Here is a 14,763-nt window from a genome sequence, read left to right as displayed (position 1 = left end):
AATACCTACATGCAGAGCCTTGGGATGCTGGGCTGCCGTCGGGTATGTTCATTCATTCCTTGTAACGTCATAAGCCGAGCCCATGCCACGTTTCTTGCGCCGCACCGTATTTGGTTTGCTGCTGATCACAACGCTACTGGCAAGCCTGATTTATAGCGTTACATGGCGACCCGATGCCAAAGAGGTACTGACACTCACGTGCCCGATCACGGCGCCTGTGCTGATACCCGGCCAGGCGCTCAAGGTCATGACGTGGAACATTCAGTACCTGGCCGGCAAGCGCTATGTGTTCTGGTACAACCTGGCCGACGGCAGCGGCCCCGATACACGCCCCACCCGAGAAGACATGGCCTTCAGCCTCGATGAAGTGTCGCGGGTCATTCGTGATGAGCGCCCTGATCTGGTACTGCTGCAGGAGGTCGATGACAACGCCAAAGCCAGCGACTACCAAAATCAATTGGCGCTGCTGCAAGAACGCCTGATCGACATCTACCCGTGCAGCACCCAGGTCTTTACCTGGAAAGCCGACTTTGTACCCGACTGGCACATTTTCGGCAGCGTCGGGCGCACGCTCGTCACCCTCAGCCGCTACCAGATCGAACACGCCGAACGCCTGCAATTGCCAGTCGCCGACGCCAACCTCATCAGTCGCCAGTTCCAGCCCAAGCCTGCACTACTGGTCAACTACCTGCCGCTCAGCGACGGCGGGCAACTGGCGGCTATCAATACGCAACTGGATGCCCCCACGCAGAACAACAGTAACCTGCGCCGACAAATGCAGGCCGTCACAGCACTGGCCGACCGGCTCGAAAGCCAGGGCACACCGTGGCTGATCGGGGGGGATTTCAACTTGCTGCCCATTGGCCAGTTCTTGCGCTTGCCCGCCCCTCTACGGCTGGGCTACTCACCGGACAGCGAGCTGCATCTGCTCTGGGAAAAGTACCCGATGATCCCCAGCAACCCTGAAGCCACCGGCATCGACCGCGAGCTGTGGCTGACCCACTTCCCCAACGATCCACGTATCGAAGCGCCCGACCGCACCCTCGACTACCTCTTCCACAGTCCAAAACTGCAGCGCATTACAGGTTATGTGCGTCAGGAAGACACGCAGACCATCTCGGATCATCTACCGGTTGTGGGGCGTTTTTTGTTGCCTGCGGACTGAGTTCCAGCCCTGCACATCCCTGAACCGACGCGGTGTTTCCAGGCTCGCTCCCACACGTTCGGTGAGCAGCATTGCGCTGGGCATTTTTAATGGGATATCGCAATATACAAAACTATACAGCGCAGACCGCGCCTTCTCGTAAAAGGAATGACAGATGACCCCGGCCTTGGGCGGCAAAGAAGCAGTAGGCGAGCATTTCGCGCTGGAATCGATGCGCTATGCGCAGCAAATGACCTGGAAAGCGGTCGAGCAGATTGCCCGTGGTATTTGCCCCGGCATGCGTGAGTCCGAGGCCCTGTTGATGGGCAAACAAGTACTGGCCGAACTGGGTATGGATCGAATCTGGCACCCGCTGCTGATCCGCTTTGGCGCCAATACACTCAAGATGTTCAAAGAGCGCTCCGATGGCGACCCGGTGTTGGGTGATGACGATATCTTCTTCGTCGACATGGGCGTGGTATGGCAGGGGCACGAAGGGGATGCCGGGGCGACGTTTACCACCGGCAGCGACCCGCAAATGGCGGCCTGTGCCGCGGCTGCCAAGGAGCTTTTTGATCGAGTTGAGCGCCTGTGGCGCAGCGAGGGTGTTACCGGCGTGGCGCTTTACGACTATGCCGCGGCTCAGGCGCAGGCCATGGGCTGGAAGCTCAACCTGGACATCAAGGGCCACCGTGTCAGCGATTTCCCCCATGCGATTTATCGTGGCGGAGACCTCGGTGATTTCGAAGCGTCTGCAAACCCCGGCCTGTGGATTCTGGAAATCCAGCTAACTCACCCAGAGCTTGCTTACGGCGCGTTCTACGAAGACTTGCTCATTTGAGCGCACAAGGCTGGCTGACCATTGGGTAAAAACGCACGCAACGATACTTCGTTGCGTGCGTGGGTTTTACTGGGCCTGGAAGTCAAATGCCCAGAGGCCATCGGTACGGCTGACGGTCACATTGAGATCGGTGGCCGTGATCGGCGCGATGTACTGGGTCATGTCAGAGAAGTTCTGCACGATGTAGGTCTGACCGATCATCGGTGGCGTCGCCACCATAAAGTAGAAGTTCGGCTCGTACTCGAAACTCACGGTCATGCACGAGTCCACCTTGGGCATGGTGACCACCGGTAAACCGTTGACATACCAATTGCTGTCGAGCTGAACGTACGGGCTGGTCATGTTGACGACCCCACACTGTTGCAGCGTGAGCTTTTCCTTGGCCTTGGAGGCCGATGCCGGTGTCAGGGAAGGCGACAACCCACCTGGGCAAATAGCCTGAAGCAAGTTGCCGGGGAGGATGGTCTGGCGCCCCGAGATAATCGTGTTGCTGGTCTGCACCCCCACCGACGTGACATCGGTTTCGATCACGGCTTCATAGACAAACGACTCGGTAGAGTGCGCTGAGCCCGTCAGCACCTGCCAGGCATGAATCAGATAGTTACGCTGGGCCTGTTGCGGCTTGAGAAACACCAGTACGGTTTTGCCTTCCATATCGTCGACTGCGAAGTTGACATTGAAAGTTGTCATCGTCCTTCTCCTTGTTCCCTGAAAGCCGCAGCAAAACGCCATGGCTTGTTACTCCAGACGGGATTCGAAACACCTTGTGAACGGCTTTTTTCAGCCAGTGCGAAGAACGACAAACGGGCCACTTCCAGGACTTTTTTCAGCGTGTCTGCTCAATTGCGCAGGCTTTTTTTTTAAGTCATACTACGTCATACAACTACAACGAAACGCTCAGTGATTCTCAGCGAACCTCCAAAGAAGGCCGGTATTTTCATGAGTTTCGAAAGTCAACGCGTCAAACAAATCTCCTCCTCCCCCAGCATGGCCATCTCCATGCGCGCCAAGGAATTGGCCAGCCAGGGCCGCGACATTGTCGACATGAGCCTGGGCGAACCCGACTTTGACACCCCGCCGCATATCATCGATGCGGCCTGCCAGGCCATGCGCGATGGCCATACCCGTTACACCGCACCGCAAGGCACCCTGGCCCTGCGCCAGGCGATCATCGGCAAATTCCAGCGCGAAAACGGTCTGACCTACAGCGTTGATGAAATCACCGTAGGCAACGGTGCCAAACAGGTGATCTTCAACACCTTCATGGCCACCCTGGAAGCAGGTGACGAGGTCATCATCCCCGCGCCGTACTGGGTTTCGTATTCCGATATCGTCACGCTCAATGGCGGCAGCCCGAAGGTCATCCCATGCGCGATTGATGTCGGCTTCAAGCTGACCGCCGAGGTCCTGCAAGGCGCACTGAGCGAAAAAACCCGTTGGCTGGTTCTCAACTCGCCCTCCAACCCCAGCGGTGCCATCTATTCCAAGGCAGAGCTGCAGGCGTTGGGCCAGGTGCTGGAGGACTTCCCCAACGTGCTGGTGATGTCCGATGAGATCTATGAGCATGTGTTGCTGGCTGACCAGCCATTTGTTTCGTTCGCCAATGCTTGCCCGCAGCTGCGCGAGCGTACGCTGCTGATCAACGGGGTCGCCAAGGCCTACGCCATGACAGGCTGGCGCATCGGTTACGGCGCAGGCCCCAAGGCACTGATCACCGCCATCAGCAAAATCCAGTCGCAGAGCACATCAGGTGCCAGCGCCATTTCCCAGGAGGCGTCCCGCGCCGCCCTTGAAGGCCCGCAAGACTTCGTCAGCCGCAGTGCCACCGAGTACGCCGAGCGCGGTCGCTTGCTGGTGGAGGGTCTGAGTCAATGCGAGGGGTTACGCCTGAGTGCTCCGGCCGGGGCCTTTTATGCCTTCCCCGAGTGCAGCCAGTTACTGGGCCGCACAACCCCTCAGGGTCAGGTCATTAATGATGATGTTGAACTGTCCGCCTACCTGCTCGATCAGGCTGGTGTGGCTGTAGTACCGGGCCTCGCGTTCGGCTTGCAGGGGTATTTCCGGTTGTCGTTCGCTACATCTCGCGACCAAATAAAAAAAGCTGTCGTACGTATCAATGAAGCCTTGAGCGCCCTGCGCTAAAGCCTTCGCCCTTCTGCTGTGCCAAAGCTGCCATAACAATAGTCGGAGATGTTCATGTTCGATCACAAAAAAAAGCTGCTTGCCCTCGTCATCGCTGCAGGTCTGTGCGCCACCGTGCAGGCTGATGACATCACCGGAACGCTGAAAAAAATCAAGGAGTCGGGCACTGTCACCCTCGGCTATCGCGATGCGTCGCTGCCCTTCTCCTACCTCAACGATGCCCAGCAGCCAATCGGCTACAGCATCGAGCTGTGCCAGAAGATCGTGGATCAGATCAAGGTCAAGGTCGGTGAACCCAACCTCAAGACTGAGTACGTCTCGGTGGTCGCGGCCACCCGTACCCCGTTGCTGATCAACGGCACCATCGACCTGGAATGCGGCGTCACCACCAACACCGTCGAGCGCCAGAAGCAGATCGGTTTCCTGCTCACCAGCTATGTGGCCAGTGCCAAATACGCAGTGAAGAAGGCCGCAGGAATCAATAACGTTGACGATCTAAAAGGCAAGGCGGTGGTGGTAATTACAGGCGGCAGCGGTGAGTGGATCACCAAAAACCTGAACCGCGAAAAACAGCTGGGCCTGAAGATCCTCAATGCCAAGGACGGTGGTGAAGCCTTCCTGATGCTGGAGACCGGCCGCGCCGTGGCCTACATCAACGACGATGTGCAGTTGATGGCGACCATTGCCCAAAGCCGCAACCCGGATGCCTACACCTTGCTGTCCGAACCGATGTCCGCTGAACCCTATGCCATCGGTATCCGCAAGAACGATCCGCAATTCAAAACCTTTGCCGACGACGTTTTGCGCAACCTGTACAGCACTGGCGTTATCGAGACCCAATACCCGAAATGGTTCCAGCAGCCGATCCCACCGAAGAACGCCGTGATCAACCTGCCAATGAGTGATGCATTGAAAGAAGCCATCGCCCACCCGAACGATACCGGCGTCTGATTCCAACCTGTCAGGCGCGCCCTGACTCCGGTCATTCAAGCCCGAGCTTGAGTGGCCAGGGCCAAGGTGTGCTGCGATTTGTATTCCCTTTCAAAGGTTGATGCTTTCATGGATTACAACTGGAATTGGAGTATTTTCTGGGAGTCCGCTCCCGGAGAGTCTTCGTCGTATCTGCACTGGCTGATTAACGGAACCAGCTGGACCTTGGCGACCACTGTTGTCGCGTTCGTTCTGGCGTTTCTGATCGGTGGCCTGGTCGGGACTCTGCGCACCACGACACTGCGCCCGGTGGTGTGGCTGTGCAACCTGTACACGGAAGTGTTTCGCAACATCCCTTTGCTGGTGCAGATGTTTATCTGCTTCTTCGTGCTGCCTGAGCTGGTGCCCGTATCGGTCGGTGACTACCTCAAGCAGGACTTGCCCTACCCCTCGTTCTTCAGTGCGGTCGTGGCCCTGACCCTGTTCACCTCGGCCAAGCTGTCCGAGTTGTTCAAGGCTGGGATTGAGTCGGTTGCTGTCGGGCAGCGTGGCGCCGCACTGGCGCTGGGGCTGCGGCCAACCCAGATGTACCTGCAAGTGCTGTTGCCGCAAGCGATCCGCGTGGTATTTCCGCCCCTGACCTCCGAAGCGCTTAACACCCTGAAGAACTCATCGGTGGCGCTGACAATCGGTCTGATGGAGTTGACCGCGCAAGCGCGCAACATCAGCGAGTACTCGTTCAACACCTTCGAAGCATTCACCGCCGCGACCGTGATTTACGTGGTCATTTCGCTGCTGGTGACTTTCGTCATGGGCCATATAGAACGTTCCCTGACCATTCGCGGCGCGACGAGGTAGTCATGTTCGATTTAGATCCAAGCGTTATTGTCCGGGCCATGCCCGCGCTGTGGAACGGCCTCAAATTCACCCTGCTGCTGACCTTCGTCGCCATGTCGGTGGGTATTGTCGCGGGCACCTTGCTGGCAATCATGCGTCTGTCGCACAACCGCGTGATGCGTGGTTTTGCCTTGGGCTATGTCACGGTCATGCGCAGCATCCCTCTGGTGCTGGTGATTTTCTGGTTCTACTTCCTGATGCCCCTGTTGCTGCAAATGGCATTCGGCACTGAACGGCCAGTGCAGATCGGGCCGGTGGTCACTGCATTCGTGACGTTCTGTATGTTCGAGGCCGCGTATTACAGCGAGATTATTCGCGGTGGTATCCAGAGCATCAGCGGTGGCCAGAAACAGGCGGCCGCAGCCCTTGGCCTGCGCCCGACGCAATCGATGATTTACGTCATCCTGCCGCAGGCATTACGCCGCATGGCACCGTTGCTGCTGACCCAGACCATCATCCTGTTTCAAGACACCTCATTGGTATACGTGCTGTCCATCGCCGATTTCACGGGTGCCGCGAGCAAGTTCGCGCAACGTGACGGCCGCCTGGTCGAACTCTATCTGTTCGTAGCCTTGGTCTATCTGGTGATCTGTTACCTGCTGTCCAGCCTGAGCAAACGCTTGAAAACAAACGTAGGGAAAACCGCATGATCCAGATGAACAACCTGAGCAAATGGTACGGGAACTTCCAGGTCCTGAAGAACTGCACCACAGCGCTTTCCCGCGGCGAAGTCGTGGTGGTGTGCGGCCCCTCCGGCTCGGGCAAGAGCACCCTGATCAAATGCGTCAACGGTCTGGAGCCGGTGCAAGAGGGTGAGATTTTTATCGAGAACCAGCCTGTCACCGGCAAGGGCGTCGACTTGCCGAAACTGCGTGCCCGGGTGGGCATGGTGTTCCAGCATTTCGAGCTGTTCCCGCACCTGACTATCATCGACAACCTCAACCTGGCGCAGATCAAGGTGCTGGGCCGCGATCGCCACGCGGCAACAAAAAAGGGCATGGCCCTGCTGGAACGGGTCGGGCTCAAGAGCCATGCCCACAAGTACCCGATTCAGTTGTCCGGCGGCCAGCAGCAACGGGTAGCGATTGCCCGCGCCCTGGCCATGGACCCCATCGCAATGCTGTTCGATGAGCCGACCTCGGCACTGGACCCGGAGATGGTCAACGAGGTACTGGATGTGATGGTCGAACTGGCTGGCGAGGGCATGACCATGATGTGCGTCACCCACGAAATGGGCTTCGCCCGCAAAGTGGCGGATCGCATCGTGTTTATGGACGGCGGCGAAATTATTGAAGACGTGAAGTCGGAAGAGTTCTTCAGCGCTCCGCGCTCTGATCGGGCACGCAGCTTTCTGTCCAAAATATTGCAGCACTGATTGTTTTTTGCCTATAGTTGTATGACGACGTATAACTATAGGCAAGCAGCACCTGTACCACGGCACATCGGAAACCCTGTAGATACCCTGTTCCAGGCCAAGCCCCCTGCTCGCGAATGATCTTCGCGAGCAGGCTTGCTCCCACGCTTGAAGTATCTCAAGCCGCTGCCCCCGAAAATTACAAAAAAGTAATGCTTCAATCATCTACGCGTAAGGTTGAGGTATCTATAATTGTTGGGAGCCAACAGGGATGTAGCCAGCGCATCTGGCGATGCCCTCCAAGGATAAGTAACACGTCTGTAATCATCTAGGCTCACGGCGGTAAAGTTTAAATAACCGGCATCTTTGGAAGCGCTATTACTTCTTGATGATGTTGGGCATTATGACGTCCTTCGGGGCGTCTTTTTTTGCAAGCACCTTCTTCATCGCAATCGCTCGACACGCCTGCATCCGAATGACTAACCGTCGTTATTAATTAACCTGACAGAAACGCAGTGGCGGGCAACCTTATTTCTTACAGTGACCTGCCACGGTATATTTAAGCGTATTCAGTTGCCCCTGGGTATCTTCATAAGTCATTGCCGCTGGCACCACTGCGCAGACATTCGCAGGCTGCACGACACTGATTATCTTTACGACATCCAACTTCATTCCGTATGTGTAATGCTTCGCTACAGGGGCACTCTTTCCCTGGCTGACAGCATACGCCTCCATGGCTTTGGCATTCGCAATCATTTTTTTCTCAAAAGCCTTGTCCACTCCAACGCCTGCAAGTGCGCTGAAAGAGATCGCCAGTGTGCTTGCGAAAGCGAGGGTGATGATGAATTTCATATTTTTTGCACCTGATACAATCATGCCTTAACGCGGCCAACTTCAAGAGTACGGCGTTCGATTTACGAATATGTAATGAACCTTTTTATAAGTAACCCGCCTCACAAAAATGGGACGGGTTGTTTACACTCAACGCTATACGCGTTATTTATCCGCCTCAACGCGACTATCGCTTGATACTAGCGTGGGACTCCTTACTTCATTGGCAACATACTTTTCCATGACCTGATCAGTCGCTTGCGTGGCTTTGGCAAACGTCCGGTCTCCGCCACCTTCCGCCAAGGCAGCGGAAGAAAATAACAACACGCCTGCAAGCGCGAAAATCCGAGTAATGTTCATAGTGACGCCTCATATTTATTCAGCCACTAGCGTATCAATCCGAACCTAACGTCACGGTGGCACCCAGATTACATACCGGTCATCTTTGCCAACTTTAAAGCCCGCTGCCGGATAACTTCAGCGGGCCAGTTGAAGGCATCTAAACGTTGGCTTTTTTGTTCTCTTGCACTGCATCCTCGTCCCGACGGTGCGCCCAGTGATACAACGCAGGCAATATCAACAGGGTTAACGCAGTTGAAGACAGGATGCCGCCAATCACCACTGTCGCCAGCGGTCGTTGGACTTCAGCCCCGGTTCCGGTGGCCAAAGCCATAGGAATAAAACCCAGAGAGGCCACCAGTGCAGTCATCAACACCGGGCGTAGACGTGTCAGGGCTCCCTCATTGATAGCAGAGCTCAACGAATACCCTTCCTCACGCAGATTGCGGATGAAAGCGATCATCACCAGCCCGTTCAGCACCGCCACACCTGACAACGCAATAAAACCAACACCGGCCGAAATTGACAGTGGAATATCGCGCAGCCACAAAGCCATGACTCCACCCGTCAGCGCAAAGGGAATCCCGGTGAACACCAACAATCCATCCTTCAAATTGTTGAACATCATGAACAGCAGGGCGAAGACCAGGAGCAAGGCCACCGGCACAACGACTTGCAGGCGTTTGGCAGCGGATTGAAGTTGCTCGAATTGCCCCCCCCAACTGGTCCAGTAACCCGCAGGGATCGGCACCTCCTGATCAATGGCCTTTGTGGCTTCCTTTACGAATGAACCAATATCCCGTCCACGCACGTTGGCGCTGACAATAACCAGACGTTTACCGTTTTCACGACTGACCTGATTTGGCCCCAACACCAGATCAAGGCTCGCCACCTCTGAAAGAGCAATAAACCCAATCTGGCCTGCATTGCTGCCAAGCAGCGCCGGGACCGGGATCAAGAGTGTGGACAACCCATCCAGATCCTTGCGCATGGCGTCAGACAAACGCACGACCATGTCAAAGCGGCGATCGCCTTCATACATCGTACCGGCCTGGCGGCCACCGACTGCAACCGCAATGGTGTCTTGCACATCCCCAACGTTCAGGCCGTAACGCGCAGCTTTGTCACGATCGATGTTGATGGTCAGCACCGGCAGCCCTGTCGTCTGCTCGACTTTGACCTCAGAGGCGCCATCAACACTCTGCATGGACGCGGCAATTTTCGCAGCGGTGCTGTTAAGCACCTCCATGTCATCGCCAAAAACCTTGACCGCCACATCACTGCGCACGCCTGAGATCAATTCGTTAAACCGTAATTGAATCGGCTGGGAAACCTCATAGTTGCTACCGGGCATAATGGCCGCAGCTTTCTGGATCTCGTCTATCAACACCTCCCGGGATTTCCCCGGATCTGGCCATTGATCCTTCGGCTTGAGCATCACATAACTGTCAGAGATGTTAGGTGGCATTGGATCTGAGGCAATTTCTGCGGTACCGGTACGAGCAAGCATCCGCTCGACTTCCGGCACCTTTTCCAGCACCAGCTTTTCCAGGCGCTGCTGCATTTCCACCGATTGCGTCAAGCTGGTGCCGGGAACCCGCAAGGCTTGCAGGGCAAAATCACCTTCGCTCAAGCTCGGCACAAACTCGCTGCCCATTCGACTGGCGACGCCAGCACACGCAGCGATGACGACCAAAGCCATGGCAAATGCCAGTGATCGATGGCGCATGACCCAATCCAGAGCGGGTGCATACACCAGACGCGCCCCACGCATGATCACGTTCTCTTCTTCCTTGACCTTGCCCGTCACGAACATGGCAATTGCAGCAGGAACAAAGGTGACGGACAGCAGCATGGCGCCAAGCAAGGCGATCACGACGGTAAACGCCATAGGGTGGAACATTTTCCCTTCAACGCCGGTCAGGGCGAAAATTGGCAGGTAAACAACCATGATGATCAACTGACCAAAAATCAGCGGTCGACGGGCCTCCCTGGCGGCAGCAAACACTTCGTGAAAGCGTTCGGAGCGCGTGAGGATGCGTCCGTGACGCTGCTGAGCATGAGCAAGACGCCTGATGGCATTCTCGACAATCACCACCGCTCCGTCGACGATGATGCCGAAGTCCAGAGCACCAAGACTCATCAGGTTGGCACTGACTTTGTTGGCGAACATACCCGTGAAGGTAAACAACATCGCCAACGGGATGACCATCGCCGTGATGAGTGCAGCGCGAATGTTGCCCAGGAACAGGAATAGAACCGCGATTACCAGGATCGCACCTTCAATCAGGTTCTTCTTGACCGTGGCAATAGCCTTGTCCACCAGGTTGGTGCGGTCGTATACGGGAACTGCTGCCACCCCTTTGGGCAGTGAACGATTGATTTGCTCCAACTTGGCGGCAACCGCCTGAGACACGGTACGGCTGTTCTCGCCGATCAGCATGAAGACCGTACCGAGTACAACTTCACGGCCGTTTTCGGTCGCCGCTCCGGTGCGCATTTCACGACCAATATCCACGGTCGCCACATTCTTTATACGGATGGGCGTGCCATCGACGTTGGCCATTACGATATTGGCGATGTCTTCAGTGGTCGCCACCTGGCCGGGAGCACGGATCAGCAGTTGCTCACCGCTGCGCTCAATGAAACCGGCGCCAACATTGGCATTATTGCGCTCCAGCGCTGTCACTAGGTCAGTCAGAGTCAGCTTGTAAGCCGCCAGGCGTTTTGGATCGGGGGCAATCTGGTACTCCTTGGCAAACCCGCCAATGGTATTGATTTCAGCGACGCCCGGAACGTTACGCATCTGAGGTTTGATGATCCAGTCCTGGATCACCCTCAAGTCCGTCGGTGTATAGGGATTCCCGTCCTCCTTGACGGCTCCTTCCTGGGCCTCGACCGTCCATAGGAAAATCTCCCCCAGGCCAGTAGATATCGGCCCCAAAACAGCTTTCACACCTTCGGGCAGTTGTTCCTTGGCCACCTGTAATCGCTCATTGACCAATTGCCGGGCGAAGAATAAATCGGTGCCTTCCTTGAAAATTACAGTGACTTGCGACAAACCCGAGCGTGATAGCGAGCGGGTCTGCTCTAGAGCTGGCAGGCCGGCCATAGCGGTTTCAATGGGGAACGTGATGCGCTGCTCGGTCTCCAGTGGCGAGAAACCTGCCGCCCCCGTGTTGATTTGCACCTGGACGTTGGTGATATCTGGAACGGCGTCGATTGGCAGCTTCTGGTAGCTTGAAATACCAAGGCCGGCCATAAGGAGAACCGCGAGCAGCACGATGATGCGCTGCTCGATGGCAAATTGGATCAGGCGTTCGAACATGAGAACCTTCTCGTGGAAGTGGCAGATCAGTGAGCGTGTTCAGCGGAGGCTTTACCCAGCTCTGACTTCAAAATGAAGCTGGCCCCAGCGGCAACTTGAACACCGGGTTCCAGCCCTTGTGTGATCTCGACCAACCCCTGCGAACGGCCGCCGGTCTGCACTGGCTGAGCCTTGAACCCATCATTGGTGCGGACGAAAACCGTTTGTTTGTCCTCAACCGTCTGGACAGCGGCTTGCGGTACCGTGACCTTTGCTTGCCGGGTATCCGTGGCAACTCGTACGTTCACGAATAACCCAGGACGCCAGGCGCCTTGTGGGTTGGCCAAGGTCACCCGGACCGTTGCAGTTCGGGTTTGCTCGCCCAACAGGCTGCCAACATAGGCCACGGTCCCAGTAACTTCGGCGTTCAGTTCCGCAGCCATGACCGTGACCGTGTTTCCCACCAGTACCCTGTTCAAATCCTTGGGCGAGACCCCAAAGGTCACCCACACCCGTGACAGATCCGAGAGGATGAAGGCGTTGGTTGTTTCGCTGACAACCTCGCCAATGCCCAAGTGTTTCTCAACCACAACGCCATCGAACGGCGAGCGCAACTCATATTGGTTACCGCCGCTGACCACCGAGCTGCCGCTGAGTGCACTGATTTTCTGACGAGCATTAGTGAGGGCTATTTCGGCTTCTTGCAAAGCCTGCCGGGCTTGCAGGAAATCCTGTTCGGCAGAGATCTTGTCCTGCCATAGCTGTCGCTCGCGCTCGTAAGTGGTGCGCGCCAACTCCAGGCGACGTTGTGCGGAGGCTTGCTCACTGCGCTGATCCGAAATTTGTTGGCTGGCGATAACGGCAAGGAGCTGCCCTTTTTTCACCTGTTGCCCGAGATTGACATGGACCGACTCGACGACCCCGGCCACTCGGGGCACCACATGCACCGTTCGGTCTTCATCGAATCGAACTTCTCCGGGAAAGGACAATGAGAGGCTAATGCTCCGAGCCTTGGCTTCGACTAACTGGATGCCAGCTGCAGTGATCTGCTCTTCACTTAGAGTCAGGTTTCCCTCTGACGCCTCACCTTCGGCATGTTTGCCCTCAGCCGATTTATTACCCTCGGCTTCATCGCCGTGATCGTCATGGCCCTTGTCTTCCAGGGCTTGAACTTCCGTCGACGGAGCCAAAGGGCTGCCTATCCACAATGAGCCGATAGCGATACCCACCGTCAAAGTCAGTGCAGTGACGATGCTTAGTTTTTTGTCCATGGTGACTCCTTCCACCGCCCAGTCGACAGTCACGGATTGACCGTGACGAACGATGTAGAGCCGCGGTAAAAAAACGTTTTATGAAATTCAAGGGGTACGAGTGATCGGAGCGATATCACCGAAAATTCGCTCGATGCGCACCCAGGCGTTGGTCGCCTCGGTAATGGCCTGGATGTATTGGGTGCGGGCACTGATTAAGGTGCGCTGTGCATCAAGAACGTCCAGAAAGTTGAACTTGCCCATTTCGAAGCCGCGCGTAGCGGTATCGACGGCACTTTGCGCGGCAGGCAGGATGGTTTGATTAAACGAAGCAACTTCCGTATTGGCAGTCCGCCATTGATCCAGCGTGGTCTGGATTTCTGTGCGCAGACGTAGCTCGCTGGCGTTGCGAAGATCACGGGCTTGGTCGGTACGGCGGGCAGCGGCCAAAACATTGCCCTGGTTACGGTTAAACAATGGGATGGGCATAGACAGCCCCACGACATTCACCCGCTCGCGCTCGAGCGCATCGTATTGGCTGCCTACACTTACCGTCAGATCCGGAATACGTTGCGCCCTCTCCAACTCAAGAGAGGCTTCCCGTTGATCAATTTGCAGCGCTGCCAATCGCAGCTCTGCGGTCCTGTCGATGCGATCAAGCAGCAATAACGGGTCCGGTACCGCTGGCATGGACCGGCTTGAATCACCCACGACCAGAAATACTGGCAAAGGCGCCCCCATGACTAGAGCGAGCTGCTGGAGCGCACTGGCCTCATCCCGCTCAGCTCGCCGCAGCTCCAGGCGCACTTCTGAAAGCTGAACCTCTGCGCGCGTACCTTCAACAGGGGAGGTTTTGCCACTCTTGATGCGACCTTGGGCAACCCGTAAACCGCGCTCCGCCAGTTCAAGTGATTGACGTGCCAAGAGCACTCTTTGCTGAGCCGTTGAGGCGCTGGAAAATGCCTGGATAACATCGGCACGCAGTACATTGCGCTTTCGCTCCAATTCAATCCCGACCGCATCCTGATTTCGACTGGCCAAGTCGACCCTGGCTCCGCGCTTGCCCCCAAGCTCGATCTGCTGATTGATCAGCACCGTCGTAGTCCGCGAATTTCTCCGCGTATCTTCAGCCTCCCAGGAGACCTGCGGGTTTGGCATCAACCCCGCCTGCTGCAAATCTCCTTGAGCAATGCCAATGTCCCACTGTGCAGCCGCCAATTCAGGATTGTTTGAAAACGCGGCCTCAAGTGCTTGATCCATGGTCAGGCTTTGCAAAGGTGAAACTGCAACCGCAGGGGGGCCGACCAGTAAAAGTGCACAACCAATACTGACTACCAGGAAGGTCTTTATTGATGCAGCTATTTCTTTATGCCGATGCAATTCAATAGTTCCTATAACGCTAAGTTTCAGTGTTCAACACTTTAAAGCCAGCACTTATCAACAACGTGACTGAAGAATTACAAATACGTTATCTTGAGATTCGGCTGTGTTTTTACTCTAAAATCAAAGGCATTAGAAAACAGATCAACAGGTCGCCAGTTTTACGAGCCCCCCCTCAGCCCGCATATCCCAAATAACATTTACCTCCGTCACTCAAGTACTTTTGCCCTTGTCACTCGCGGCTGGAATCAGGATTTACCGCCGCGACAAATTGTCGCAACACACTGATTTTTATAGCTCAATCACGCAGCCATGACTTGACCCTATAGTCGCTACAGGCTTTAGGCT

Annotated in this window: 13 protein-coding genes; 7 read left to right on the top strand and 6 right to left on the bottom strand. The window is 55.9% G+C overall.

Translation table 11 applies throughout. The features are described from left to right. Window positions 1-82 precede the first annotated feature (82 nt). The gene (locus V6L79_RS06380; RefSeq protein ID WP_261740846.1) at window positions 83-1,165 is read left to right on the top strand and encodes an endonuclease/exonuclease/phosphatase family protein; all 1,083 of its coding nucleotides are present in this window, start codon (window positions 83-85) and stop codon (window positions 1,163-1,165) included. A gap of 154 nt (window positions 1,166-1,319) precedes the next feature. Further along, window positions 1,320-1,985 carry a M24 family metallopeptidase gene (locus V6L79_RS06375; RefSeq protein WP_321835783.1) on the top strand — a complete coding sequence of 222 codons (666 nt, stop codon included), beginning with the start codon at window positions 1,320-1,322 and terminating at the stop codon, window positions 1,983-1,985. A gap of 66 nt (window positions 1,986-2,051) precedes the next feature. Here the strand turns inward: V6L79_RS06375 and V6L79_RS06370 are convergent, their stop codons facing one another. Further along, window positions 2,052-2,675 (bottom strand): hypothetical protein, encoded by a 624-nt coding sequence (locus tag V6L79_RS06370; RefSeq protein WP_338579956.1) that lies wholly within the window; start codon window positions 2,673-2,675, stop codon window positions 2,052-2,054. A gap of 249 nt (window positions 2,676-2,924) precedes the next feature. Here V6L79_RS06370 and V6L79_RS06365 point away from each other — a divergent pair, with 249 nt between their 5' ends. The 5 genes from V6L79_RS06365 (at window position 2,925) to V6L79_RS06345 (ending at window position 7,329) form a co-directional block, all read left to right on the top strand. Continuing rightward, window positions 2,925-4,127, top strand: a complete 1,203-nt coding sequence (locus V6L79_RS06365; RefSeq protein WP_338579955.1) for a pyridoxal phosphate-dependent aminotransferase — start codon at window positions 2,925-2,927, stop codon at window positions 4,125-4,127. Window positions 4,128-4,181: 54 nt separating this feature from the next. Further along, window positions 4,182-5,078, top strand: coding sequence for a transporter substrate-binding domain-containing protein (locus tag V6L79_RS06360; protein WP_338579954.1), 897 nt, complete (start codon window positions 4,182-4,184; stop codon window positions 5,076-5,078). Between the two features lie 108 nt (window positions 5,079-5,186). Beyond that, on the top strand, window positions 5,187-5,915 hold the full coding sequence (locus V6L79_RS06355; RefSeq protein ID WP_321835774.1) for an amino acid ABC transporter permease: 729 nt from the start codon (window positions 5,187-5,189) through the stop codon (window positions 5,913-5,915). 2 nt (window positions 5,916-5,917) lie between these two features. Then, on the top strand, window positions 5,918-6,604 hold the full coding sequence (locus V6L79_RS06350; protein WP_261740838.1) for an amino acid ABC transporter permease: 687 nt from the start codon (window positions 5,918-5,920) through the stop codon (window positions 6,602-6,604). Further along, entirely contained in the window at window positions 6,601-7,329 is a 729-nt protein-coding gene (locus V6L79_RS06345; RefSeq protein WP_261740837.1) for an amino acid ABC transporter ATP-binding protein, read from the top strand. Before V6L79_RS06350 ends, V6L79_RS06345 begins: the two co-directional genes overlap by 4 nt. Window positions 7,330-7,836: 507 nt before the next feature. Here the strand turns inward: V6L79_RS06345 and V6L79_RS06340 are convergent. From V6L79_RS06340 to V6L79_RS06320, 5 genes are all read right to left on the bottom strand, one after another. After that, the gene (locus V6L79_RS06340; protein WP_261740836.1) at window positions 7,837-8,160 is read right to left on the bottom strand and encodes a DUF2790 domain-containing protein; all 324 of its coding nucleotides are present in this window, start codon (window positions 8,158-8,160) and stop codon (window positions 7,837-7,839) included. Between the two features lie 144 nt (window positions 8,161-8,304). Beyond that, entirely contained in the window at window positions 8,305-8,499 is a 195-nt protein-coding gene (locus V6L79_RS06335; protein ID WP_338579952.1) for a co-regulatory protein PtrA N-terminal domain-containing protein, read from the bottom strand. Between the two features lie 139 nt (window positions 8,500-8,638). Next, window positions 8,639-11,806, bottom strand: a complete 3,168-nt coding sequence (locus V6L79_RS06330) for a CusA/CzcA family heavy metal efflux RND transporter (protein ID WP_338579951.1) — start codon at window positions 11,804-11,806, stop codon at window positions 8,639-8,641. 26 nt (window positions 11,807-11,832) lie between these two features. Next, window positions 11,833-13,056, bottom strand: coding sequence for an efflux RND transporter periplasmic adaptor subunit (locus tag V6L79_RS06325; protein ID WP_338579950.1), 1,224 nt, complete (start codon window positions 13,054-13,056; stop codon window positions 11,833-11,835). 87 nt (window positions 13,057-13,143) lie between these two features. Beyond that, entirely contained in the window at window positions 13,144-14,361 is a 1,218-nt protein-coding gene (locus tag V6L79_RS06320; RefSeq protein ID WP_338580298.1) for a TolC family protein, read from the bottom strand. Between the last annotated feature and the right edge of the window lie 402 nt (window positions 14,362-14,763).

The sequence above is a fragment of the Pseudomonas sp. ML2-2023-6 genome, from assembly GCF_037055265.1.
In the GTDB taxonomy this organism is placed as follows: domain Bacteria; phylum Pseudomonadota; class Gammaproteobacteria; order Pseudomonadales; family Pseudomonadaceae; genus Aquipseudomonas; species Aquipseudomonas kulmbachensis.
This window is presented reverse-complemented; position numbering and strand designations above follow the sequence as displayed.